The organism is Hydrogenophaga sp. FW305-3-2-15-A-LB1 (genome assembly GCF_058787875.1).
This window is the reverse complement of sequence record NZ_JBYTAE010000006.1, coordinates 40,755-65,436: the sequence shown is the minus strand read 5'-3', so window position 1 is coordinate 65,436 and position 24,682 is coordinate 40,755. Positions and strand designations below refer to the sequence as shown.

The following is a 24,682-nucleotide window of genomic DNA, read 5'->3' as shown; positions in this document are numbered from 1 at the left end:
CACCATAGGGAAAGCATGGATCACACAGAAGAGACATTGATCGTCATCGGCGCGGGCCACGCCGGTGTGGAACTGGCCTTCGCCGCGCGCCAGCAGGGCTGGGCCGGCCCCATCGTGCTGCTGGGCGAAGAGCCGCACCTGCCGTACCACCGGCCGCCGCTCTCCAAGGCCTTTCTCTGCGGCACGGCCGACGCGGCCTCGCTCGCGCTGCGCCAGGCCACGGCCTTCGACACCGCGGCCATCACGCTGCGGCTGGGCACGAAGGTGCGCGCCATTCACCGCGCCGCGCACCAGGTGCTGCTGGCCGACGGCAGCGCGCTGGCCTACAGCAGGCTCGCGCTGTGCACCGGCGGCCGGGCGCGCGCGCTCGAGGTGCCGGGCCTGGAGGGCGCGCCGCCGCCCAACCTGTTCAGCCTGCGCACGCAGGCCGATGCGCTGGCGATCGCCGGGGCGGTGCGCGAAGGCGCGCGCGTGGTCATCATCGGCGCGGGTTATGTGGGCCTGGAGGTCGCGGCCTCGGCGCGCAAGCTCGGCGCGGGCGTGACGGTGCTCGAATCGCAGCCGCGCGTGCTCGCGCGGGTGACCGGCGCCACGCTCTCCAGCTTCTACGAATCGGTGCACCGCGAGGCCGGCGTGGACCTGCGCACCAATGCCTCGGTGCGCGCGATCGAGCGCGATGCCACCGGCGCGGTGAGCGCCGTGCTCTGCGGCGACGGCGAACGCCTGCCGGCCGACGTGGTGATCGTGGGCATTGGCATGTTGGCCGACACGGCATTGGCCGAAGCGGCGGGCCTGCGCGTGGAGGGAGGCATCGTGGTGGACGCGCACTCGGTCACCTCCGATCCTCACATCGTCGCGGCCGGCGACTGCACGGTGCACGACAGCGCGCTCTACGGCCGGCGCGTGCGCCTGGAGTCGGTGCCCAACGCGCTGGAGCAGGCGCGCTCGGCCGCCGGCTGGCTGTGCGGCAAGCCCCGGCCCAACCACGCGGTGCCGTGGTTCTGGTCCGACCAGTACGACCTGAAGCTGCAGATGACCGGCCTGGCCGACGGGCACGACCAGTGCGTGGTGCGCGGCTCCTTCGTGGACCGCAGCTTCTGCGCTTTCTACCTGCGCGAGGGCCGCCTGATCGCGGTCGACGCCGTCAACCGGCCGGCCGATTTCATGCTCGCCAAGAAGGCCGTGGCGGCCGGCGTGCAGGCCGATCCCCTGGCCCTGGCCGACACCGGCATTCCCCTGAAAGAGCTGCTGGCGACCGCCGCGCCGGCCTAGGGTTTGTCCTAGGGCGCGCGACAGGTCACCACCCCATAATCGCCCCAATCAAAGACCGACGCGACGGACTAATTATCAAATCCCGACCGCCTTCGCCGATACCGCAACGACCTCGAGACACACACAGCCCCATGTCGCTTCCATCCACCGCCGCCGCCCCGCCCCCGGGGACGGCGCCCGCCCAGGCCTCCGTGCTGGCGGTTCACAACATCCAGATCGTCTATGGCGGCGCCATCGAGGCGGTGCGCGACGTCTCGCTGGAAGTGCAGGCCGGCCAGATCGTGGCGCTGCTCGGTTCCAACGGCGCGGGCAAGTCGACCGTGCTCAAGGCCATCTCGGCCGTGCTCGATGCCGAGGACGGCGAGATCGAGAAGGGCTCGATCCAGCTCTTCGGCCAGCACATCGAAAAAGCCGCCGCGCCCGAGATCGTGCGCCGGGGCCTGGTGCAGGTGCCCGAAGGCCGGCGCCTGTTCGCCACGCTCACCGTGGAAGAAAACCTGCTGGTCGGCGCGCACCTGCAGAGCCGCCAGGTGCTGGACGAGGAGCGCGAGAACGTGTTCCGCCTGTTCCCGCGCCTGCTGGAAAAACGCGGTGTGATCGCGGGCTACCTCTCGGGTGGCGAGCAGCAGATGGTGGCGATCGGCCGCGCGCTCATGAGCCGGCCCAAGGTGCTCGCGCTCGACGAGCCCTCGCTGGGCCTGGCGCCGCTGATCGTCTCCGAGATCTTCTCGGCCATCGAAACCCTGCGCGACCAGAACGGCCTGACCATCCTGCTGGTGGAGCAGAACGCCACGCGCGCGCTGGCGATCGCCGACTACGCCTACATCATGGAAAACGGCCGCGTGGTGCTCGACGGCACCAGCGAGGCCCTGCGCCGCAACGCCGACGTGCGCGAGTTCTACCTCGGTCTGAGCGCGGCCCAGGGCCGCACCAGCATGCGCGATGTCAAACACTACAAGCGCCGCAAGAGGTGGCTGTCATGAGCGATCCCATTCTCGACGTGCGCGGCGCGACAAAAAAATTCGGCGGTGTCACCGCGGTCAACAACGTGAGCCTGCGCGTGATGCCGGGCGAGATCGTCAGCCTGATCGGCCCCAACGGCGCGGGCAAGACCACCACCTTCAACCTGATCAGCGGCGTGCTCGACCTCAGCGCCGGCCAGGTGTTCTTCCAGGGCCAGGACACGGCGCGCCTGCGCTCGTCCGACTACGCGCGCGCCGGCATCGGCCGCACCTTCCAGAACCTGGCGCTGTTCAAGCACGGCACGGTGGTGGAGAACCTGCTCACCGGCCGCCATGTGCACTTCAACTACACGGTGCTGGAGTCGCTGATGTTCTGGGGCCGGCCCCGCCGCGAGGAAATCGCGGCGCGGCGCAAGGTCGAGGAAATCATCGAGTTCCTGGAGATCGAGGAACTGCGCGACAAGCCGGTCTCGCAACTGGCCTACGGCCAGCAGAAGCGCGTGGAGCTCGGGCGGGCGCTGGCCTGCGAGCCCAGCCTGCTGCTGCTCGACGAGATCGTCGCGGGCATGAACCGCGAGGAGAAAGAGGACATCGCGCGTTTCACGCTCGACATCCGGGACGAATTCGGGGTGGCGGTGCTGATGATCGAACACGACATGCAGGTGGTGATGGACCTGTCGGACCGCGTCTACGTGCTGGACTTCGGCATGCTGATCGCCGAAGGCACACCGGCCGAGGTGGCTGCGAACCCGGCGGTGCTGCAGGCCTACCTGGGCGGGGAGGCGGCACATGCTTGACCACAACCAGCTCATTCGCGGCGAGACCACGCTGCCCGGCCTGCTGCGCCAGCGCGCGCAGGAGCGCGGCGCCCAGGTGGCGCTGCGCGAGAAGATCCACGGCATCTGGCAGGGCCGCACCTGGCTCGAGTACTACCAGGCCGCGCGCCGCGTCGCGCACGGCCTCACCAAGCTCGGCCTGCAGCGCGGCGACCGCATCATCATCGCGGCCGAGGACGTGCCCGAGTGGTTCTACGCCGACCTGGGCGCGCAGATGATCGGCGTGCAGGTGGTCGGCATCTACCCCACCAACCCCTGGGCCGAGGTGCAGTACATCGCCGGCCACTGCCAGGCCAAGCTGGCGGTGACGGGCGACCAGGAGCAGACCGACAAGGTGCTCGACGCGATGCGCGAAGGCCCCGGCCTGCCGCACCTGCGGCACATCTTCTGCGTCGACATGAAGGGCCTGCGCCGCTACGAGCCCGGCCGCCCGCACGCGTTCACGCACCTGCTCGAACTCGGCGATCAGCTGGTGGCCGAAGACCCGCTGGCCGAGCAGCGGCTGGACGGGCAGATCGACGCCCTGGTGCCCGACGACGTCAACATCCTGGTCTACACCTCCGGCACCACCGGCCCGCCCAAGGGCGCGATGCTCACGCACCGCAACTTCGTCTACGGCGCCTACGCCTACATGGTGGCGCGCCAGATGGCGGACAAGCCCTTCGAGTCGGTCTGCTACCTGCCGCTGTGCCACGTGGCCGAGCGCACCTACTCCACGGTGCAGCACCTGATCTCGGGCGGCTGCATCAACTTCGCGGAGTCGGTCGACACCGTGGCCACCAACATCCGCGAGATCGGCCCGACCTTCTTCCTGGGCGTGCCGCGCATCTGGGAAAAGCTGCAGCAGGGCTTCGAATTCCGCATGAAGGACAGCGGGCGCGCGCAGCGCTGGCTCTACCGGGTGGGCATGAAGCGCGGGCGCGCGCTGTCGGACCGGCGCGCCGAACACGGCCACCTCCAGGGCCTGGGCGACCGGCTCGAGTTCGGCTTCTGGTACCTGCTGCTGTTCCGCAACATGCAGCGCCACATGGGCCTGAACCGCACGCACACCCGCATGTGCGGCGGCGCCTCGGTCTCGCCCGAGACGCTGAAGTTCTTCGACATCATCGGCCTGCCGGTGGGGCAGGGCTACGGCCTCACCGAGGCCGGCGGCCTGGCCTTCGTGCAAGTGCCGGGGCGGCCCTTCATCCGGGGCAGCTGCGGCCCGGCCATGGAAGGCGTGGAGTGGCGGCTGGGTGACGACAAGGAAGTCTTCGTGCGCTCGCCCGGCGTGTTCAAGGGCTACCTGTTCGACGACAAGGGCACGGCCGACATCCTCTCGGCCGACGGCTGGATCGCCACCGGCGACATCGTGGAGCAACACGGCGAGGGCGAGATCGCGGTGGTGGACCGCAAGAAGGCCATCATCATCACCAGTGGCGGCAAGAACATCGCGCCTTCGGAGATCGAGAACGCGATCAAGGACAGCCCTTACGTGCGCGAAGCCATCGTGGTGGGGGAGGGCAAGAAGTTCCTCGGCGGCCTGCTGCAGATCGACTTCGACACCGTGGGCCGCTGGGCCGCCGAGCGCGACCTGCAGTACACGACCTACAAGTCGCTCACCCTGCTGCCCGAAGTCATCGAGCTGGTGCAGGGCGTGATCGACGAGGTCAACTCGCGCTTCGCCCGCGTGGAGAACGTGCGCAGGTTCGTGCTGCTCGAAAAGGAGCTCGACCACGACGACGGCGAGCTCACCGCGACGCAGAAGGTGCGCCGGGGCCTCATCAACAAGAAGTTCGCTCGCGAGCTCGAGATCATCTATGGGAGCGCGCCATGAACTACTTCATTGAACTGCTGGTCTCCGGCCTCGCGGTCGGCGCGATCTACGGCCTGGTGGCCATGGGCTTCGCCGTGATCTACAAGGCCACCGGCATCGTCAACTTCGCCCAGGGCGAGATGGGCATGCTCAGCGCCTACACCACCTGGTCGCTCGCGACCATGCTGGGCACCGGCAGCCTGGCCACGGTGGCGCTGGCCATCGTGGTCGGCGCGGTGCTGGGCCTGCTGTGCGAGCGCCTGATCATGCGGCCCATGCTGGGCGAGCCGGTGCTCTCGGTGGTGCTGGTCACGGTCGGTCTGGCGGTGGTGCTGCGCTCCATCGTCACCATCGTCTGGGGCGCCTCGCCGCACAAGTTCGAGGTGGCGGGCGCGGACGACCTCGTGAGCCTGGGCGGCATCGGCCTGCGCGTGAGCCAGCTCGGCGTGCTCGGTGCCCTGGTGCTGGCGGTGGCGGGCTTCTGGTACTTCCTGGGCCACAGCCGCTTCGGCGTGGCGATGCGCGCCGTGGCCGCCGACGAGAAGACGGCGCGCCTCATGGGCGTGTCCACCGCGCGCGTGCAGGCCGTGGCCTGGGCTTCGGCATCGGCGCTGGCGGGCCTGGCCGGCGCGCTGTTCGCGGTGATCTACGGCCTCACGCCCACGATCTACGAGCTCGGCCTCAAGGCCTTCCCGGCCACGGTGCTGGGCGGCTTCGACTCGGTGCTGGGCTCGGGCGTGAGCGGTCTGATCATCGGCGTGCTCGAGAACATGACGGGTGGCTACCTGTCGAGTTCCCTCAAGGAAATCGCGGGCTTCATGCTGATCCTCGTGGTGCTCATGGTGCGGCCCTTCGGGCTGTTTGGCGAAAAACGAATCGAGAGAGTCTGATGCGCAGCGGATATTTCAAGGAGCACTACAGCGGGCTGGTCGTCCTCACGGACTCGCCCGCGGTGAAAGCCTGGGTCGCGGTCCTGATGGTGGCGCTGATCGCGGCGCCCTTCCTGCTGGGCAACTTCGCGCTCTCGCACGTGACCATCATCCTGTTCACCCTGATCGGGGTGCTGGGCCTGACGGTGCTCACCGGGTTCGCGGGCCTGATCTCGCTCGGCCACGTGGGCTTTCTGATGCTGGGGGCGTACTCGTACGCCATCGGCGTCACGCGCCTGGGCCTGCCGCCCGAGCTGGCGCTGCTGGCGGCGGCGGTGGTGCCGGCCTTCTTCGGGTTGCTGGTGGGTCTGCCTTCGCTGCGCCTGCACGGCCTGTACCTGGCCATCACCACGCTGGCCTTCAGCCACATCGTGGCCACCGCCATCCTGGCCGGCGGCAAGTTCACCGGGGCAGGGCGGGGCATCATGGTGATGCGGCCGACGATGTTCGGCTTCGACCTCTCCAGCGACCGCGCCTTCTACTGGTTCTGCCTCTTCATGTGCACGCTGGCCGTGCTGGTCACGCTCAACCTGCGCCGCTCGGTGCTGGGCCGGGCGCTGGTGGCGCTGCGCGACAACGACATCGCCGCGCGCACCATGGGCATCAACCTGGTGCGCTACAAGCTGCTGGCCTTCCTGATCAGTGCCGCGCTCACCGGCGTGGCCGGCGCCATCATGGGCATGTACCTGAGCATCGTCAGCGTCGAAGCGTTTCCTTTCCTGCTGTCCATCGAGGCGCTGGCCATCATCATCGTCGGCGGCCTGGGCTCGGTGCTCGGCGCGGTGCTGGGCACGGTCTTCATCGTGACGCTGCCCGAGGTCTTCAGCTCGCTGGTGCAACTGCTGGGCGGGCGCCTGCAGGACGTGATGACCACCAGCGCGCACGAGGTCAAGAGCGTGCTCTACGGCCTGGCCATCATCGGTTTTCTGCGCTTCGACCCACGCGGCCTGCGCGGCATCTGGCACGACATCCGCCACACCTGGGTGTTCTGGCCCTTGCGTTACTGACCTGACCCTCTCACCCCAACCACCGGAGACAACACCATGATGAAAAAGCACAGCCTCACCCAACTCGCGGCGCTCGCGCTGCTCACCGCTGGCGCCTGCGCCACCGCCCAGGCCCAGCAGCAGGGAGTGACCGACACCGAGATCGTGCTCGGCGACATCCTGCCCCTGACCGGCCCGCCCGCGCTGCTGGGTGTGGCCCACAACCTGGGCGTGAAGGCGGCGATCGCCGAAGCCAACGCCGCCGGCGGCATCCACGGCCGCAAGCTGCGCCTGATCTCCGAGGACGACGGCTACGTGCCTTCGCGCACCATCCAGGGCGTGCGCAAGCTGATCAACAGCGACAAGGTGTTCGCGCTGACCTCGGTCTCCGGCACGGCGCAGGCCCAGGCCGCGATGCCGCTGATCCAGCAGGCCGGCCTGCCGGCGATGGCGCCCATCACCACCTACGAAGGCCTGTACAAGCCGACGATCAAGAACGTGTTCGCCGTCGGTTACGACATGTCCAACGCGGTGGAAGAGCTGGCCGCGCGCATGGCCGACCGGTACCCGGGCAAGAAGTGGGCCCTGATCTCGCAGGACGACGATTACGGCGAGAACGTGCGCGACGGTTTCGAGCGCGCGACCAAGGCGAAGAAGCTGCAGGTGGTGTCGACCCAGATCTACAAGAAGGGCCAGACCGATTTTTCGTCGGAGATCCTGAAGGTCAAGCAGTCCGGTGCCGAGATCCTGCTGGCCGGTGGTGTGCTGGGCGAGAACGTGACCATGGTGAAGGAGCTGGAGCGCATCAACCACAAGATTCCGGTGGGGGTGACGTATGTGTCGCGTGTGCCGGCGAGTGCGAAGTTGATGGGTGCCGCGGCGGAAAATGTGTACACGGTGGACTATGTGTACCTGGAGAGTTCGCCGCAGGGCAAGGCCTTCACCGACAGGATCAGCAAGCACCTGAGCCCGGAGGAGATGGGGCGGGTGAATCGCTACACCTACACCGGCTATTCGGCCACGCGGGCTTTGTTCGATGCGATGGGGCGTTGTGGCAAGGCGCTGACCTGGGATTGCACGAATGCCGAGTTGGCGAAGGTGAACAACCTGGATACCGGGGCGATGACGCCCATCGGTTTCACTGCCACCAACCACCTGGCGGCGCCCAAGCTCTTTCTGCTGAAGGCTGATCCGGCGGCTTCTACCTACAAGGCTGTCGAGTAATTTTTCTCGCCTGGGTTGCTCGCCTGGGTTTGCTCGGGGCCGCTGGTGCGGGTGACCGTTCTCCGGCGCTGCTCGCGGGCGGCTGCCCGGGCGCGCTCATACCCCCGCGTCAACACGGGGCGGGCGCGCCCACTCTGTGGCAACCGCGAATGGGCGCCTGCGCCCGGCCACCCGCACCATCGACCCAGTGGCATGGTGGTGGCGCAGGGCAATTCAAGTGGTTGAATTCAAGTTTCATTTGAATGGCATGCCATTCCTTCCCTCTCGACGGATGGTGGGGTTCGCGGGCGCAGGCGCCCATTCGCGGTTGCCACGGAGGGTGAGTGAGGGGGTGGTGTTGACGAAGAGGTGAAGGCGGACCCGTGCAGACGCCCGCGAGCAGCGCCGGAGAACGCGGACCACGCCAGCCGTCAGCGCGAGGTCCAACCCAGCAACCACCGAGCACCAAAAAACGGATTCGTCGGATAGGACGATATTCCGAAGCCCTGCGTTTCCTACGATCCCTGCAACTCCCGCACAGCACAAGAGCGGGCCCACAACGATGCCCGCGTGCAAAGACAAAAAAAGCACAGCAGGGCCGCCGACGGAGACCCAGTTGCTCATCCTTCAAATCCTCGTGGCAGGCATCGCGCTAGGCTGCGTCTACGGCCTCATCGCCCTCGGCTTCGTCCTCATCTACAAAGCCACCGAAACCGTCAACTTCGCCCAAGGCGAACTCATGATGCTCGGCGCCTTCATCTGCCTCGCGTGCATGGGCCCCCTCGGCATGCCCTTCTGGCTCGCCGCCATAACAGCAGTGAGCGCGATGGCCCTCGTCGGCCTAGGCCTCGAACGCGCCGTCATCCGCCCCGTGCTCGGCCAACCCGCCTTCTCCATCGTCATGCTCACCATCGGCGTCGGCTACGTCGCCCGCGGCGGCGTCACCATGATCCCCGGCATCGGCACCGACACCCACACCCTAGCCGCCCCCTACAAAGGCGAAGCCGTCGAACTCGCCGGCCTCGTGCTCGCCGGCGAACAGATCCTCATCATCGCCGCCACCGCCGCCCTCTGCGCCGGCCTCTGGCTCCTGTTCCGCTTCACCCGCGTCGGCATCGCCATGCAGGCCTCCTCGCAGAACCAGCTCGCCGCCTACTACATGGGCATTCCGGTGCAGAAACTCAACGGCCTCGTCTGGGCCCTCGCCGCCGCCGTCGCCACCGTCGCCGGCATCCTGCTCGCGCCCATCACCTTCGTGCACGTCAACATGGGCTTCATCGGACTGAAAGCCTTTCCCGCCGCCATCATCGGCGGCTTCAGCAGCCTGCCCGGCGCCATCGTCGGCGGCCTCGTCATCGGCGTGGTGGAAGCGCTCTCGGGCTTCTTCCTGCCCGAAGGCTTCAAGGACGTGATGCCCTACGTGGTCGTGCTGATCATGCTCGCCGTGCGCCCCACCGGCCTGTTCGGCGAACGCGCCAGAAAAAAAGTCTGAGGCCGGCCCCATGCGTTTCATCTTCAAGACCTCCTACAACCAGGACATCGACCTGGTTCGCCACGAAGGCCAGCGCTTCTGGTACGGCCTGCTGTTCGTGGCCCTGCTGGCCGCGCCCTGGCTGCTGCCCGACTACTGGCTCGCGCAGCTCACCTTCGTCTTCATCTACGCCATCGTCGCCGTCGGCCTCATGCTGCTGGCCGGCTTCACCGGGCAGTTCTCCATCGGCCACGCCGCCTTCATGGGCGTGGGGGCCTACACCGAAGCCTGGCTGGCCGCGCGCGGCTGGCCCTTCCCGGTCTCGCTGGCCTGCGCCATGGGCCTGTCGGCGGCGGTGGGCGTGATCGTCGGCCTGCCGGCGCTGCGCGTCAAAGGCATGTACCTCGGCATCGCCACGCTGTCCTTCGGCTTCATCGTCGAAGAGGTGCTGGCGCGCTGGGAGTCGGTCACCGGCGGCAGCGCGGGCCAGAGCGTCAAGCCCATGGCCCTGTTCGGCTGGACTTTCGACTCGGACCGCGCCTTCTACTTCGTCTGTCTGGTCTGCATGGTGCTCAGCACGCTGGCCGTGCTCAACCTGCTGCGCGCGCCCACCGGCCGCGCCTTCGTCGCCATCCGCGACTCCGAGGTCTCGGCGCAGAGCATGGGCATCCACCTGGCGCGCTACAAGTCGCTCTCCTTCGCCATCTCGGCCGCGCTCGCCGGCCTGGGCGGCGCGCTGTACGCGCACAAGATGACCTTCATCTCGCCCGACCAGTTCAACCTCGTGCAGTCCATCGACCTGCTGCTCATGGTGGTCATCGGCGGCCTGGGTTCGATGCACGGGGCCTTCTTCGGCGCCATCTTCCTGATCGGCGCGCCGCAGGTGATCGCGCTGTTCAAGGACCTGCTGCCGCCCGCCATCGGCCAGGCCACCGGCCTGCAGGCCGTGGTCTACGGCCTGGTGCTGATCGCCTTCGTGATGTTCGAGCCCATGGGCATCCACGGCCGCTGGCTGAAGATCCGCACCTGGCTGGAGCTGTATCCGTTCTACCGGCGCGGCATGTTCAAGCGCCAGAAGAGCTTCCAGAAATCGGAGCGGCTGAAATGAGCGACAACGAGTTCCTGCTGTCGGCCCGCAATCTGAGCGTGCGCTTCGGCGGCGTGCTGGCGGTGAACAACGTGAGCTTCGATGTGAAGCGCGGCGAGGTCTTCACGCTGATCGGCCCCAACGGTGCCGGCAAGACCACGGTGTTCAACCTGATCAGCCGCATCTACACCCCCACCTCGGGCACGCTGGCCTTCGACGGCCAGGCGCTGAATGCGGTGCCGCCGCACGAGGTGGCCTTGCTGGGCATCGCGCGCACCTTCCAGAACATCGAGCTGTTCGAGCACGCCACGGTGCTGCAGAACCTGCTGATCGGCCGCCACATCCGCCGCCGCACCTCGGTCTGGCGCGAAGCGCTGTTCGGCCCCGGCGTGCGCGCGGCCGAGCGCGAGACCCGGGCCAAGGTGGAAGAAGTGATCGAGATGCTGGACCTGCAGCACCACCGGGACTCGCTGGTGGCGGGCCTGCCCTACGGCGTGCGCAAGGTGGTCGAGCTGGCGCGCGCGCTGTGCATGTCGCCGAAATTGCTGCTGCTCGACGAACCCTCGTCCGGCCTGAACAGCGAGGAGACCGGTGACATGGCGTTCTGGATCCAGGACATCGTGCGCGACCTGGGCATCACGGTGCTGATGGTCGAGCACGACATGGGCCTGGTCTCGCGCGTGTCCGACCGGGTGCTCGCGATGAACCAGGGCGAGGTGATCGCGCTGGGCGCGCCGGCCGAGGTGCAGTCGCACCCGGCGGTGGTGGAGGCCTACCTGGGCAGCGTGGACGACGTGGCCTCGCTGCGCCGGCCGGCGGAGGTGTCAGCATGAGCGAACCCGTTCTCACCCTGAACAACGTGGAAAGCGCCTACGGCCCGGTGAAGGCGGTGCGCGGCGTGAGCCTGAGCGTGCACGCGGGGCGCATCGTCACCGTGCTGGGCTCCAACGGCGCGGGCAAGACCACCATTCTCAAGACCATCAGCGGCATCCTCGATCCGCGCAAGGGCAGCATCCGCTTCGAGGGCGAGGACATCACCGCCGCCGACCCCACGCACGTGGTGCGCCGCGGCCTGGTGCACGTGCCCGAAGGGCGCGAGGTGTTCCCGCTGCTCTCGGTGCGCGACAACCTGCTGATGGGCGCCTACACCCGCAGCGACCGCGACGGCATCGCGCGCGACATGGAGACCGTGTTCGGCTACTTCCCGATCCTCAAGGACCGCGCCGCGCAGGACGCCGGCCTGCTTTCCGGCGGCCAGCAGCAGATGCTGGCGATCGCGCGCGCCATCCTCGCAGGCCCCAAGCTCATCCTGCTCGATGAACCCAGCCTGGGCCTCTCCCCGAAGCTGACCAAGGACATCTTCGAGATCGTGGTGCGCATCAACCGCGAGCGCGGCACCACCATCCTGCTGGTGGAGCAGAACGCCAACATGGCCCTCAACGTGGCCGACCACGGCTTCGTGCTGGAGAACGGCCGCATCGTGATGGACGACAGCTGCGAGAACCTGCGCGAGAAGGACGACATCAAGGAGTTCTACCTCGGCATGAAGGAAACCGGCGCGCGCGGCGAGCGGCGCTGGAAGAAAAAGAAGAACTGGCGGTAACCCCATGGCACAACTCTGGAACCTCGAATCCCTGCGGCCGCGCCAGCGCGAGCCGCTGCCCGGCGAGACCATCCCCGCCATGTTCTGGGCCGGCGTGGCGCGCCGCGCCGATCGCGTGCTCATGCGGCAGAAGACGCTGGGCATCTGGCGCGAGTGGACCTGGCGCGAGGTGGGCGACACCGTGCGCGAGATCGCCCTGGGCCTGGTGGACCTGGGCCTGCGCCCGGGCGACACCGCGTCCATCCTCTCCAACACGCGGGTGGAATGGGTCTGGTGCGACCTCGCCGTGCTCAGCGCGGGCGGCGTGTCCAACGGCATCTACCCGACCGACGCGGCCGGCCAGGTGCGTTACCTGTGCGAAGACTCGTCCACCAGCGTGCTGTTCGTGGAAGACGAGGAACAGCTGGACAAGGCGCTGGAGGCGCGCGCCCACCTGCCGCGCCTGGCCTGGATCGTGGTCATCGACCCCAAGGGGCTGGAGCATTTCAGCGACCCGGGTGTGATCACGCTGGACGAACTTCGGCGGCGCGGCGCGGCCCAGTCCGACACCCTGGCGCAGCGGGCCGGCGCGCGCCAGCCCGGCGACCTCGCGATCCTGATCTACACCTCGGGCACCACCGGGCGGCCCAAGGGCGCCATGCATTCGCACGCCAGCCTGCTGGCCACCGTGCGCGGGCTCGACGGCATCCAGCCGCAGGACGAGAACGACGAGCGCATGTGCTTCCTGCCGCTGTGCCACGTGGCCGAGCGCGTGATCGGGCTCTACGCTTCGTTCTACAGCGGGACGCGCATGAACTTCGTGGAGAACCCCGACACCGTGCCCGAGAACGTGCGCGAGATCGCGCCCACCGTGTTCGGCGGCGTGCCCCGGCTGTGGGAGAAGTTCTATTCGGCCGTGACCATCTCGGTGCAGGAAGCGGGCAGGGTGCAGCAGGCCCTGTACGCCTGGGGCATCGGCGTCGGCCACGAGGTCTCTGCCGCCGTGCTGGCGGGTCGGCCGGTGGGGCCCTGGCTGCGGCTGAAGTACCGGCTCGCGGGCCTGGCCTCGCTGGACCACGTGCGGCGCTTCATCGGCATCCACCGCTGCCGCTTCCTCATCACCGGCGCGGCGCCGATCTCGCCCGACCTGATCCGCTGGTACCTCGCGCTGGGCGTGCCCATGCTGGAGGCCTGGGGCCAGACCGAGTCGGGCGGCATTTCCACCATCATGCCGGCGCAGGCCATGCGCCCGGGCAGCATCGGCCGCGCCGCGCCCTGCAACGAGGTGCGCGTGGACCCGCAGACCGGCGAGTTGCTGGTGCGCGGCGCCAACGTGTTCATGGGCTACCTGAACCAGCCCGAGAAGACCGCCGAGGCGATCGACGCCGACGGCTGGCTGCGCACCGGCGACGTGGGCGTGGCCGACGAGGGCGGCTACTTCCGCATCACCGACCGCATGAAGGACATCATCATCACCGCCGGCGGCAAGAACATCACGCCCAGCGAGTGGGAGAACGAGCTCAAGTTCTCCCCCTACGTGACCGACGCCGTCGTCATCGGCGACCGGCGCGCCTACCTCACGGCCATCGTGATGATCGAACAGGAGAACGTCGAGAAGTTCGCGCAGGACCACGACGTGCCCTTCAGCAACTACGCCAGCCTGGCGCGCTCGCCCGAGGTGCAGGCGCTGATCCGCGGCGAGATCGACAAGGTCAACGCCAAGTTCGCCCGCGTCGAACAGATCAAGAAGTTCTTCCTGCTCGAAACCCGCCTGGGCGCGGAGGACGAAGAGCTCACCCCCACGATGAAGCTCAAGCGCAAGCTGGTGCAGACCAAGTACGCCGAGCAGATCGAGGCCATGTACCGCTGACCCCACCCCACCTGAAAGGACCGCTTCATGAAGACGTTTTCCCTCCTGGCCGCCGCGCTGCTGGCGCTCTGCGGCACGGCCTCGGCCCAGTCGCTGGGCGTGAGCAAGGACGAGATCCGCATCGCCACCATCCCCGATCTCTCGGGGCCGCTCGCCGGCTACGGCAAGGACATCCGCAACGGCATGCAGCTGCGCGTGGCCGAGATCAACGAGCAGGGCGGGGTGCACGGCCGCAAGATCACCCTGCTGGTGGAAGACGCCGGCTACGACCCCAAGCGCACCGTGCTGGCCGCGCAGAAGCTGGTCAACCAGGACAAGGTGTTCGCGATCGTGAGCACCTTCGGCACCGCGCACGCCAACGCGGCCATGCCCATCATGTTCTCCAAGCACGTGCTCAGCCTGTTCCCGCTCTCGCTCTCGCGCGACATGTACGAGCCCCTGCACAAGTACAAGTACGCGCTGATCGCCTCCTACTTCGACCAGATGGCCGTCGTGGTGCCCAAGCTGTACCGGGAGAAGGGCGCGAAGAAGGCCTGCGCCATCTACCAGGACGACGACTTCGGCGCCGAGGTGCTCAAGGGGGCCGAGGCCGGCCTGCAGAAGGTCAACGCCAGGCTGGAAGAGAAAGCCAGCTTCAAGCGCGGCGCGACCGACTTTTCCTCGCAGGTGGCGCGGCTCAAGGCCGCGGGTTGTGACTTCATCGTCATGGGCACGCTGATCCGCGAATCGGTGGGCACCATCGCCGAGGCGCGCAAGCTGCAGTTCAACCCGGTCTTCGTCGCCACGTCCTCCGCCTACACCGACCTGATCCCGCGCCTGGGCGGCAAGGGCATGGACGGCTTCTACGCCGCCACCACCGCGCAGCACCCCTACCTGGACGACGCCTCGCAGCCGCTGCGCTTCTGGGCCAACAAATACCAGACGCGTTTCAACGAAGCGCCCACGACTTTCTCGACCTATGGCTACACCATGATCGACCTGTTCGCCCGCGCGGCGCAGAAGGCCGGCCCGGCGCTCACGACCGAGTCGTTCGTCAAGGCGATGGACAGCCTGGGCAACATCCCGGGCGACCTGTTCGGCAACCCGCCGATGTCGTTCTCGCCCACCAAGCACCTGGCGTCGGACGCCTCGCGCCTCTCGCAGATCCAGGACGGGCGCTGGAAGGTGGTGTACGACTACGCGCAGATGAAGTGAACGCCATGAGCCGGAAAGTGTTCGTGGCTGGCGTGGGCATGGTGCCCTTCACCAAGCCCGGCGCCGGCGACCCCTACCCGCTGCTGGGCGCGGCGGCCATCAAGGCCGCGCTGGCCGACGCGGGGGTGGACTACCAGTCGGTCGACCAGCTCTGCGCCGGCTTCGTCTACGGCGACTCCTGTTGCGGCCAGGCGGCGGCCTACCACGTGGGCCTGACCGGCATCCCCGTCGTCAACGTCAACAACAACTGCGCCACCGGCTCCACCGCGCTCTGGCTCGGCCGCCAGGCCATCGCCAGCGGCGAGGCCGAGTGCGTGCTGGTGGTGGGCTTCGAGCAGATGCAGCGCGGCGCCATCGCGGCGCACTTCACCGACCGGCCCGATCCCTCGCAGCGCCTGCTCGACGTGATGGCCGACACCCAGGGCCGCGACGAGGCCGCGCCCATCGCCGCGCAGCTCTTCGGCGGCGCGGGCCGCATGCACATGCAGCTCTACGGCACGCGGGCCGACACCTTCGCGCGCATCGCGGTGAAGGCGCGCCGGCACGCGGCGAACAACCCCAACGCCATCTTCCGCGAGCCGCTCACGCTGGAGGAGGTGCTGGCCTCGCCCTCGGTGTTCGATCCCCTGACCCGGCTGCAATGCTGCCCGCCGAGCTGCGGCGGCGCGGCGGCGGTGCTGTGCTCCGAGGCCTTCGCGAAAAAGCACGGGCTCAGCCGCCAGGTGCGCATCGCCGGTCAGGCGCTGGTGACGGACGGCAACAGCAGCTTCGACGAGAACGACATGCGCAAGCTGGTCGGCTTCGACATGACGCGCCGCGCGGCCCAGCGTGTGTACGAACAATCCGGCATCGGCCCGGGCGACGTGCCGGTGGTCGAGCTGCACGACTGCTTCACCAGCAACGAGCTCATCACCTACGAGGCCCTGGGCCTGGTGGAAGAGGGCGGGGCCGAGCGCTTCATCCTGGACGGCGACAACACCTACGGTGGCCGTGTGGTCACCAACCCCTCGGGCGGCCTGCTGTCCAAGGGGCATCCGCTGGGCGCGACCGGGCTGGCGCAGTGCGCCGAGCTGGTGTGGCAGCTGCGTGGGCAGGCCGGCGCGCGCCAGGTGGACGGCGCCAAGGTCGCGCTTCAACACAACCTCGGGCTCGGCGGCGCCTGCGTCGTTACGATGTACACGAAGGCGGGATGACATGGCAACCGAAGGCGCGCGACTGAGACTGGTGAGCACGGCGACCGAGGCCGTGGACGAGGCCGCGCGCGGCTCGCCGCTGGCGGCCAAGCTCAACCCGCCGCTGCCCACGGCTTTCGAGATCGTGCGCGCCGAGGTCGGCGAGAAGATCTTCAACGCCGGCTCGGCGCGGCTGGTGCTGCTGCGAGCCCCGGCGGGTTTCGGCAAGACCACGGTGATGCTGCAGGTGCGCCACCGCTTCGAGGAAGCCGGCCTGCCCACCGCCTGGCTCACGCTGGACCGGGCGGACAACGACGTGGGCCGCTTCCTCACCGTGCTGGCCGCCGCGCTCGAACCGCTGGTGCCCGGCCTGGCGCGCGCGCGCGGCGCGCCCGTGGGCAACCTGGAGGAACTGGCCTTCTCGGTGATCGACCACGTGGCGGCGCACCCCGCGCCGTTCGCGCTCTTCCTCGACGACTTCGAGGCCTTGCAGAACCCGGTGGCGCTGGGCCTGGTGAACGAACTCATCGACCAGCTGCCGCGCGGCGCCCAGCTCATCGTCGGCTCGCGCGGCGCGCCCGAGCTGAGCCTGGGGCGGTTGCGCGCGCGCGGCCGCCTGCTGGAGATCGACCCGGCGCAGCTGCGCTTCTCGGTCAGCGAGACCGAGGGTTTTCTGCGCGAGCGGCGCGGCCTGGTGCTGGAGAGCGAAGACATCGTGCGCCTGCACCGCAGCACCGAGGGCTGGGCGGCGGCGCTGTGGCTGGCCTCGGTCTCGCTCGAACACCGGGACCACCCGGGCCAATTCATCGCCGGCTTCACCGGCTCCAACGCCGCCGTGGTGGACTACCTGGTGGAAGACGTGCTGGCGCGCCAGACCGAGGACGTGCGCGGTTTCCTGCTGCGCTCCAGCGTGCTCGCCGTGCTCAACGCCTCGCTGTGCAACCTGATCTGCGGGCGCGAGGACAGCGCCGCCATGCTGCGCTCGCTGGAGCAGTCGCACCTGTTCCTGATTCCGCTGCAGCCCGAGGGCAGCGGCTACCGCTACCACGGCATGTTCGCCGAGTTCCTGCGCGCGCAGCTGCTGCGCCAGTACCCGGACGAGGTGCCCGGCCTGCACCGCGCGGCCGCGCGCTGGTTCCTGGGCCAGGGCCGGCCGGTGCCCGCCATCGAACACGCGCTGGCCGCCGGCGACGTGCGCACCGCGCTGCCGCTGCTGAACCAGCACGCGCAAGCCCTGCTGGACCAGGGCCGCATGCGCCTGCTCTCGCGCTGGCTGGACCCGCTGCTGGAGCGCGGCCTGCTCGACGAACACCCCATGCTGCAGGTGGTGCACGCCTGGGCCGTGTGTTTCGCGCGCGGCCCGCTGGCGGCCGCGCCCCTGCTGGAGCGCCTGGAGCGCCGCGCCGACCCGGACGAGGAGGTGAGGGCGCACCGGCTCGCGATGAAACCGCTCTTCATGGTGCTGACCGACCGCACCGACGAGGCGACCGAACTGGCCTCGGCCCTGCTGGGCGCGCTGCCCAGCCACGTGAGCTTCGTGCGCGGTTTCCTGGAGATCATCCTGGCCAACCTGGCGATGATCGCGGGCCGCTACCACGAGGCGCTGCGCTACGCCGACGCCGCGCGCAGCCGCCAGCCCGAGCACCGCAGCAGCTTCAACTTCACGCTCTCCGAAGCCGCCGAGGCGGCGGTGGACCTCACGCAGGGCCGGCTGCGCAAGGCGCTCGCGCGCCTGCGGCTGGCCGTCAACGCCGGCACGCACGACGCCGGGCGCACCACCAATGGCAACGCCATGGCCGGCGTGCTGCTGGCCGAGGCCCTGTTCGAGGCCGACCAGCTCGACCAGGCCGAGCGCCTGCTGGCGGTCTACATCCCCCTGATCCGCCATGTGGGCATTCCGGACCAGCTGATCCTGGCCCACGTGGTGATGGCGCGCATCGCGCAGGACCAGGGCGATGCCGACCACGCGCTGCAGTTGCTGGCCGAGCTGGAGCACCTGGGCCACCGCGACGGCCTGCCGCGCGTGGTGGCCGGCGCGCGGCTGGAGCGCGTGCGCATGCTGGTGACCGAAGGTCGGCTGGGCCGCGCGCGCGCCGAGATCGACCACTGCGGCGACAAGGCGCTGTGGGCGCGCGTGAGCCGCTCGTCCTTGCGCGCCAACGAGGTCGAGACGCTGGCGCTGGCGCACGCGCGCTGGGCCGTGCAAGCCGGGCACGCGGCCGAGGTGGTGGCCGAGCTGCGCGCCGAGGTGGACGCGGCCGAACGCGCCCAGCGCGAGCGCCGCGCCATGACGCTGCGCCTGGTGCTGGCCCAGGCGCAGTACAAGCTGGGCGAGCGCAACCGCGCCATGCGCGTGCTGGCCAAGGCCGTGTGCTTCGGTGCCGCCGAGGGCTATGTGCGCGCCTTCCTGGTGGAAGGGCCGCTGCTGCTGGTGATGCTGCAGGAACTGCGCAGCGGGCCGACCGACCTGCTCGACGCGGACGGCGGCGCGCCCATCGCCTTCCTGGACCGCCTGCTGCGCGCGCCCGTGGCGCCGCTGCCGCCGCCCGCCGTGGCCGGCGCGGCGACGCCCTCGGCCAGCGCCATCGACGCGCTGACGAAAAAAGAACTGCAGGTGCTGCGCCTGGTGGCCGAAGGCTTGTCCAACGACCAGATAGGCGAGCGCATGTTCGTGGCCGAAACCACCATCCGCACCCACCTGCGCAACATCAACGTGAAACTCGACACCCGCAACCGCATGGAGGCCGTGCAGGTCGCCCGGCGCGCGGGCTGGCTGGCCTGAGAAAGTTCTTACTCCCATGATGCAACGCGAGATCTTCCAACCCGAACACGAACTTTTCCGCGAGACGGTGCGCCGTTTCCTGCAGGCCGAGGTGGCGCCGAAGATCGAACACTGGGAAGCGCGCGGCGGCTTCGAGCACGGCTTCTTCGAGGCGGCCGGCGCGGCCGGCCTGCTGTGTCCCACCGTGCCCGAGTCGCTCGGTGGGCCGGGCGCGGACCTGCTGTACTCCGCCGTGCTGCTGGAGGAGGCCGCGCCGTACAGCAACTTCGGCCTCTCGCTCACCATGCACTCGGAGATCGTCACCAACTACCTGCTGTACTTCGCGGGCGAACACCTTCAGCAGCGCTGGCTGCCGCGCATGGTGACGGGCGAGGTGATCGGTGCGCTCGCCATGACCGAACCCGGCGCGGGCTCGGACGTGAAGGCCGTGCGCACGGCGGCGGTGCGCGAGGGCGATGGGTTCGTGCTCAACGGCTCCAAGACCTTCATCTCCAACGCCACCGTGTGCGACCTGGTGATCGTGGTCGCCAAGACCGACCCGGCCGCCGGCGCCAAGGGCGTGAGCCTGCTGGCGGTGGACACCAGCTTGCCCGGCGTGCGCAAGGGCCAGCCGCTGAAGAAGATGGGCCTGAAGTCGCAGGACACGGGCGAGCTGTTCTTCGAGAATGTGCGCGTGCCGGCCGACGCCCTGCTGGGCGAGGAGAACCAGGGCTTCGTCTACCTCATGCGCGAGCTGCCCTGGGAGCGGCTGCAGATCGCGATCTCGGCGATCGCCGCCGCCGAAGCGGCCTACCGCTGGACGCTGGACTACGTGCGCGAGCGCAAGGCCTTCGGGCAGGCGGTGGCCGATTTCCAGCACACGCGCTTCGTGCTGGCCGAGCTCAAGACCGAGATCCAGATCGGCCGCACCTTCGTCGACCACTGCCTGGCGCTGCTGCTGCGCGGCACGCTGGACGCGCAGGCCGCCTCCATGGCCAAGTACTGGACGACCGACCTGCAGGGCAAGGTGGTGGACGCCTGCGTGCAGCTGCACGGCGGCTACGGCTTCATGGCCGAGTACCCGATCGCTCGCGCCTACGTGGACGCGCGGGCGCAGCGCATCTACGGCGGCACCAACGAGATCATGAAAGAGCTGATCGCCCGCGACCTGTAAGGCCCTCGAAGGCGGGTTTTCCGGGCTTGCCGGCCGGGGCGCGGGCGTGCCATGCTTGGCGCCATGAACACCCCGCTGCGCCGCTGGAGCACCGAGGCCGCTTCCCACGGGCGGTCCCTGGATTACTGGGTGGACGCGGTCTGCGAAGGCTTTCTGGCGATGGACGTGCGCAGCCGCGCGCCGCAGCGCTTCGAGGCCGCGCTGACCTCGGCTGCGCTGGGCGACCTGCAGCTCAACCGCGTCGAGGGCAGCGCGCAGGACGTCTACCGCACGCCCCGGCACCTGTCGCGCGGCGGGCCGAACTACTTCTACCTGCTCTGCAAGACCGATGAGCCCTGGGCCGGCGCCCAGGAGGCGCGCGGCACGCGGCTGGCGCCGGGCGACTGCCTGCTGGTCGATTCGCGCCGCCGGTACGAATTCCACTTCGACACCCGTTGCGACACCATCTCGCTGCAACTGCCCTCGGACTGGGTCGAGCGCTGGCTGCCCGACCCGGCGGCCGCCTGCGGGCGCGCGCTGGATGGCCGAAGCGGCTTCGGCGCCGCGCTCTCGGCCTTCGCGCGCCAGCTGCAGCCCGAGCTGGCGCTGGCGCCACCGCTGCCACCGGCCCTGCTGGCGGATCAGCTCGGTGCGTTGCTGGCACTGGCCGCCGGCACCGAGGCGCCGCCGGCCCGCCCCGGCCTGGCCGCGCGCATCGCCGACGCGGTGCGCGAGCGCCACGCCGAGCCCGGGCTCACCGCCGCCGCCGTGGCCGCCGGCCTGGGCATCGGCGAGCGCAGCCTGCACCGCGCGCTGGCCGCGCACCGGCACACGTTCGCCCAGCAACTCATGGCCTGCCGCATGGACAGCGCGCGCCGCCTGCTGGCCGATCCGCGCTTCGACCGCCTCACGGTCGCCGAAATCGGCCGCCGCGTGGGCCTGCTCGACCCCTCGCATTTCGTGCGCGCGTTCCGCCACGCCACGGGGCACACGCCGGGCTCCCTGCGCCGCCAGCGCTGAGGCCTTCGCGGGCCGTCAGCGGCCATGGGCCTGGCGGGCAGCGGCCATCCACCGCCGCGGGCGCGGCCTACAGTGCGCTGCACTTTCAACAGGAGACCCCCATGTCCGACACCTACGTCCTTGTCCACGGCGCCTGGCACACCGGCGCTGAAATCGAAGCCACCGCCGAGCACCTGCGCGCGGCCGGCCACACCGTGCACTGCCCCACGCTGGCCGGCAACCGGCCGGGCGACGACCGCGCCGCCGTGGGCCTGGCGGAGGCGGTGGCCTCGCTGGTGAGCGACATCGAAAGCCGCGACCTGAAAGAGGTGCGCCTGGTCGGCCACAGCTACGGCGGCATGGTCATATCCGGCGCGGCCGAGCGGCTGCTGCCGCGCCTGGCGCGCCTGGTGTATGTGAACGCTTTCGTGCCGCAGCCGGGCGAGTGCCTCAACGACATGGTGCCGCCGCACTACAAGGCCCTGTTCGACCAGATCGCTGCCGCGAACGGGCAGGCGGTGATGCTGCCGTTCGAGATCTGGCGCGAGGCCTTCATCAACGACGCCGACCTCGCGCTGGCCAAAGCCGCCTACGCCAAACTCAACCCCCACCCTTACCGCACCTTCACCGAGCCCTCGGCCATCACCCAGCCCCTGGCCGCGCTGGCGGTCGGCAAGTCGTATGTGAACTGCGTGCTGGACGTGGCGTTGCCCGGCAGCCTGCCCTGGCACCCCCGGCTGTCGGAGCGGCTGGGCCTGTTCCGCTATGTCGAGGCGCCCGGCAGCCACGAGGCCTGGTTCACGCGCCCGGCCGACCTGGCGCAGGCGATCATCGCGGCCGGTCGCGACTAGACAGGGGTAACGTCGCCGGCGCCAAGGGCGCGAGCTCAAGACCGAGATCCAGATCGGCCGCACCCTCGTGGACGCGCGGGCGCAGCGCATCTACGGCGGCACCAACGAGCTCATGAAAGAGCTGATCGCTCGGGACTTGTGAGGCTTCACGCTCCCATAGGCCTGTCAGGGTGCTCGCGACTGGGGGTTGCTGAGTACGCAGTGCCGGACCCCACGACAACTGTCAAAGGTTGAGATGGTGCAAGTGGCTGGTCTGTACGAGAATCGTTCCTGGCTGCATCGAACCATGGCCCGGAGGAGTCGGTGATGCTTTGTCGATCCGTGTTGCTCGCTGCGTTGGCAATGCCTGCGTTGCCCACGATGGCTGCAGATGTCGCGGGTACATCCGCAGCGTCGCCGACAAGACCCGATGACGGCCCGCTTACTGGGGAAAACGAAGGGGCCACTCAAGAGCAGCGGTTCGCGTTTCTCTCTGCCGTGGACAGAGCCACCAACCAGCCGAAGCTCGTCTACGAAATCTGCAACCGCGGGGCGGACGGTCTTGCATACAAGTGGGAGCGGTTCATGGCAAACAGCCTCATGCATCCGCTGCAGCCAAAGACTTGCGATGTCGGTACGTTGCCGGCGCCAAGCGTCTGGACGAAGGACGAATCCAGGATTGCGTACGGCTTCGACAAGGTGACAACTGCATTGGCCTACTGGGCGGGCGGAAAGGGCATCAACGCGTCCGATTCGCTCACCAGTCGCATCTTCAGCGGTCGCGAGAGTGCAGTGGGCGTCTCTAACGTGGAAAGAGGGCTTCCGGACGCCGAAGCCACCGTGGAAGTCGTGCTGATGAACAAAGGCAAAAACAAGCGATACCTTGTGAAGTGGAAGGAAAACGTTGGCGTCGTCGCCCTGAAGCTTGCCGCGCACAGTCCCTCAGCGCGCCGGAGCCTGCTGGAAAATCTACAAGAGCGTCAATTTTCATCGAAGGGGCGGATCGAAGTTGTCTCTAGCGAGGCCCTCCTCAAGCGATTTCGCCTGAAGGACGAAGACATCAAGCGCCTCAACGAATTCATCGGCGCCGGAGACTTTATCGTCCTGACGACAGAGGGAAAGCATGCAGGCGAGATGTCATTCGAACTGTCGCACGGCGCCGAGGCAACATCGGTGCGTTACGAGCCAGTCGTTGTGGTTGACTCGAACAATGTTGTGAGAATCGCGTTTCGGTACGCGACGGTCACTGATGTCAGGTAGCGAGCAAGCATGGCGCCAGTCAAGTTCCTCAAGTCACTCTTGATCGCGGCGTCGGTGGTCGTTGCCCAGGCCATCCCCACGCTGTTCGGTCTGGAGACGGAACTGCGCTGGGCAGCACTTGGGACTACCTTGGTTGCTGTCCTGGTGACGCTCCTGCTGGCTTCTGTCGACCCACCCAATCCTCGGCAACTCCACAGCCGATTCCGCAGCGCCTCGCGCATTGTCGTGGGGGTGTTTGGGCTGGCTTTCATCTACTACTTCGGTCTTTTTTACTATCACCTCGACGGCAAAGTGCCACCACCTGTTGCGCTCTATTTTGGAATCGCCGCTTACGCCATCATCGCGGCGGGCGTGGCGGCGGCCCTTGCATATTTTGTTTGCCTGCGGCTCAAACGCTGACCTGACAAGCGGTTCAGTTCAACGGGCTTTGCAACGACGGGTCTGGGCCGCCCTCTGAATCGTCCAAGGCGACGATATTCCGGAGCACCCCCGCTGGCAGAGTGGCGGACATGTCAACCGCCACCGCCACCCGACCCGCCACGGGCATCGCCCTGCGCACCGAAGGCGCCGTCGCCACCCTGGTGCTGGACCTCGCGCAACCCAAGAACACCTTCCGCACCGCCGACGTGCAACGCCTGGGCGCGCTGCTGGACGAGGCGCTCGCCGGCAGCGCGCGCTGCCTGGTGATCCAGGGCGCCGGCGCGGTGTTTTCCGCCGGCTGGGACATCGGTTCCATCGACCCGGCGGCCGACGACCCCACGGCCCTGATCGCGAACGTGGTCGGCCCGTTCTGCCGCCGACTGCGCGAGCTGCCCGTGCCCACCATCTCTGCCGTGACCGGCCCGGCGCTGGGCTTCGGCTTCGGCCTGGCGCTGTGCTGCGACCTGTGTTTCGCCGAGGACGGGGCGCTGTTCGGCAGCCCGTTCCGCCACATCGGCATGGTGCCCGACAGCGGCACCCACCACTTCTTGCTGAGCCGCCTGGGCCACCCGCTGGCGGCCGAGCTCATCTACACCGGCCGCCTGCTCAGCGGCACCGAGGCCGCGCGACTGGGCCTGATCAACCGCGCGCTGCCGCGCGAGCAGCTCGCCGCCGAGGTGGCGAAGACCGCGTTGGCCATCGCCGCCGGGCCGACGCAGGCGCTGCGCCTGTCGAAAGAGATCCTGCTGCAGGGCGGTGACTTCGACGCCATGTTCGCCCACGAGGGCCGCCAACTGGCCCAGGTGTTCGCCACCGCCGACCTGAAGGAGGGCATCGCCGCCTTCCAGCAGCGCCGCCCACCCGTGTTCCAGGGGCGCTGAAGCGCGCCATTCCCCAACC

The 24,682-nt window shown here is 68.8% G+C and carries 22 protein-coding genes; all 22 read left to right on the top strand.

The genetic code is table 11. The features are described 5' to 3' along the window. The first annotated feature begins 15 nt into the window (after positions 1-15). The 22 genes from AC3WPZ_RS03030 (at position 16) to AC3WPZ_RS02925 (ending at position 24,663) form a co-directional block, all read left to right on the top strand. On the top strand, positions 16-1,272 hold the full coding sequence (locus AC3WPZ_RS03030) for an NAD(P)/FAD-dependent oxidoreductase (RefSeq protein WP_492438059.1): 1,257 nt from the start codon (positions 16-18) through the stop codon (positions 1,270-1,272). A 131-nt stretch (positions 1,273-1,403) separates the two neighbouring features. Continuing rightward, positions 1,404-2,255, top strand: coding sequence for an ABC transporter ATP-binding protein (locus tag AC3WPZ_RS03025; protein ID WP_382326693.1), 852 nt, complete (start codon positions 1,404-1,406; stop codon positions 2,253-2,255). Continuing rightward, on the top strand, positions 2,252-3,031 hold the full coding sequence (locus AC3WPZ_RS03020; RefSeq protein ID WP_382325598.1) for an ABC transporter ATP-binding protein: 780 nt from the start codon (positions 2,252-2,254) through the stop codon (positions 3,029-3,031). The genes AC3WPZ_RS03025 and AC3WPZ_RS03020 overlap by 4 nt, the downstream gene beginning before the upstream one ends. Beyond that, positions 3,024-4,886: an AMP-dependent synthetase/ligase gene (locus AC3WPZ_RS03015; RefSeq protein ID WP_382326691.1), complete on the top strand. Its 1,863-nt coding sequence runs from the start codon at positions 3,024-3,026 to the stop codon at positions 4,884-4,886. The genes AC3WPZ_RS03020 and AC3WPZ_RS03015 overlap by 8 nt, the downstream gene beginning before the upstream one ends. Then, positions 4,883-5,755, top strand: a complete 873-nt coding sequence (locus AC3WPZ_RS03010) for a branched-chain amino acid ABC transporter permease (protein ID WP_382324781.1) — start codon at positions 4,883-4,885, stop codon at positions 5,753-5,755. Before AC3WPZ_RS03015 ends, AC3WPZ_RS03010 begins: the two co-directional genes overlap by 4 nt. Further along, positions 5,755-6,801: a branched-chain amino acid ABC transporter permease gene (locus tag AC3WPZ_RS03005; RefSeq protein WP_444686552.1), complete on the top strand. Its 1,047-nt coding sequence runs from the start codon at positions 5,755-5,757 to the stop codon at positions 6,799-6,801. The genes AC3WPZ_RS03010 and AC3WPZ_RS03005 overlap by 1 nt, the downstream gene beginning before the upstream one ends. A 36-nt stretch (positions 6,802-6,837) precedes the next feature. Continuing rightward, complete coding sequence (locus AC3WPZ_RS03000) at positions 6,838-8,004, top strand: ABC transporter substrate-binding protein (protein WP_492438056.1); 1,167 nt, start codon at positions 6,838-6,840, stop codon at positions 8,002-8,004. Positions 8,005-8,599: 595 nt separating this feature from the next. Next, entirely contained in the window at positions 8,600-9,475 is an 876-nt protein-coding gene (locus AC3WPZ_RS02995; protein ID WP_492438054.1) for a branched-chain amino acid ABC transporter permease, read from the top strand. Positions 9,476-9,485: 10 nt separating this feature from the next. After that, positions 9,486-10,562 (top strand): branched-chain amino acid ABC transporter permease, encoded by a 1,077-nt coding sequence (locus AC3WPZ_RS02990; RefSeq protein WP_382324787.1) that lies wholly within the window; start codon positions 9,486-9,488, stop codon positions 10,560-10,562. Further along, positions 10,559-11,374, top strand: coding sequence for an ABC transporter ATP-binding protein (locus AC3WPZ_RS02985; RefSeq protein WP_492431872.1), 816 nt, complete (start codon positions 10,559-10,561; stop codon positions 11,372-11,374). Before AC3WPZ_RS02990 ends, AC3WPZ_RS02985 begins: the two co-directional genes overlap by 4 nt. Next, positions 11,371-12,144 carry an ABC transporter ATP-binding protein gene (locus AC3WPZ_RS02980; RefSeq protein WP_492431870.1) on the top strand — a complete coding sequence of 258 codons (774 nt, stop codon included), beginning with the start codon at positions 11,371-11,373 and terminating at the stop codon, positions 12,142-12,144. The genes AC3WPZ_RS02985 and AC3WPZ_RS02980 overlap by 4 nt, the downstream gene beginning before the upstream one ends. A 4-nt stretch (positions 12,145-12,148) precedes the next feature. Continuing rightward, complete coding sequence (locus AC3WPZ_RS02975; RefSeq protein WP_492438052.1) at positions 12,149-13,993, top strand: AMP-dependent synthetase/ligase; 1,845 nt, start codon at positions 12,149-12,151, stop codon at positions 13,991-13,993. A gap of 27 nt (positions 13,994-14,020) precedes the next feature. Next, positions 14,021-15,187, top strand: coding sequence for an ABC transporter substrate-binding protein (locus tag AC3WPZ_RS02970; protein ID WP_492438050.1), 1,167 nt, complete (start codon positions 14,021-14,023; stop codon positions 15,185-15,187). Between the two features lie 5 nt (positions 15,188-15,192). Next, positions 15,193-16,380, top strand: a complete 1,188-nt coding sequence (locus AC3WPZ_RS02965; protein WP_492438048.1) for a lipid-transfer protein — start codon at positions 15,193-15,195, stop codon at positions 16,378-16,380. 1 nt (position 16,381) lies between these two features. Next, positions 16,382-19,141 (top strand): winged helix-turn-helix domain-containing protein, encoded by a 2,760-nt coding sequence (locus tag AC3WPZ_RS02960; RefSeq protein WP_492431864.1) that lies wholly within the window; start codon positions 16,382-16,384, stop codon positions 19,139-19,141. A gap of 16 nt (positions 19,142-19,157) precedes the next feature. Beyond that, complete coding sequence (locus AC3WPZ_RS02955) at positions 19,158-20,294, top strand: acyl-CoA dehydrogenase family protein (RefSeq protein ID WP_492438046.1); 1,137 nt, start codon at positions 19,158-19,160, stop codon at positions 20,292-20,294. Between the two features lie 63 nt (positions 20,295-20,357). Continuing rightward, complete coding sequence (locus AC3WPZ_RS02950; RefSeq protein WP_492438044.1) at positions 20,358-21,293, top strand: AraC-like ligand-binding domain-containing protein; 936 nt, start codon at positions 20,358-20,360, stop codon at positions 21,291-21,293. Between the two features lie 101 nt (positions 21,294-21,394). Beyond that, positions 21,395-22,123, top strand: a complete 729-nt coding sequence (locus AC3WPZ_RS02945) for an alpha/beta hydrolase (RefSeq protein ID WP_492438042.1) — start codon at positions 21,395-21,397, stop codon at positions 22,121-22,123. Between the two features lie 46 nt (positions 22,124-22,169). After that, positions 22,170-22,265 (top strand): acyl-CoA dehydrogenase family protein, encoded by a 96-nt coding sequence (locus AC3WPZ_RS02940; protein ID WP_492438119.1) that lies wholly within the window; start codon positions 22,170-22,172, stop codon positions 22,263-22,265. Between the two features lie 164 nt (positions 22,266-22,429). Then, a complete protein-coding gene (locus AC3WPZ_RS02935) occupies positions 22,430-23,362 on the top strand; it encodes a hypothetical protein (RefSeq protein WP_492438040.1) in 933 nt (310 codons plus the stop codon). Between the two features lie 9 nt (positions 23,363-23,371). Beyond that, positions 23,372-23,761 (top strand): hypothetical protein, encoded by a 390-nt coding sequence (locus AC3WPZ_RS02930; RefSeq protein WP_492438038.1) that lies wholly within the window; start codon positions 23,372-23,374, stop codon positions 23,759-23,761. Positions 23,762-23,871: 110 nt separating this feature from the next. Continuing rightward, positions 23,872-24,663 (top strand): enoyl-CoA hydratase/isomerase family protein, encoded by a 792-nt coding sequence (locus AC3WPZ_RS02925; RefSeq protein ID WP_492438036.1) that lies wholly within the window; start codon positions 23,872-23,874, stop codon positions 24,661-24,663. The last annotated feature ends 19 nt before the right edge of the window (positions 24,664-24,682 follow it).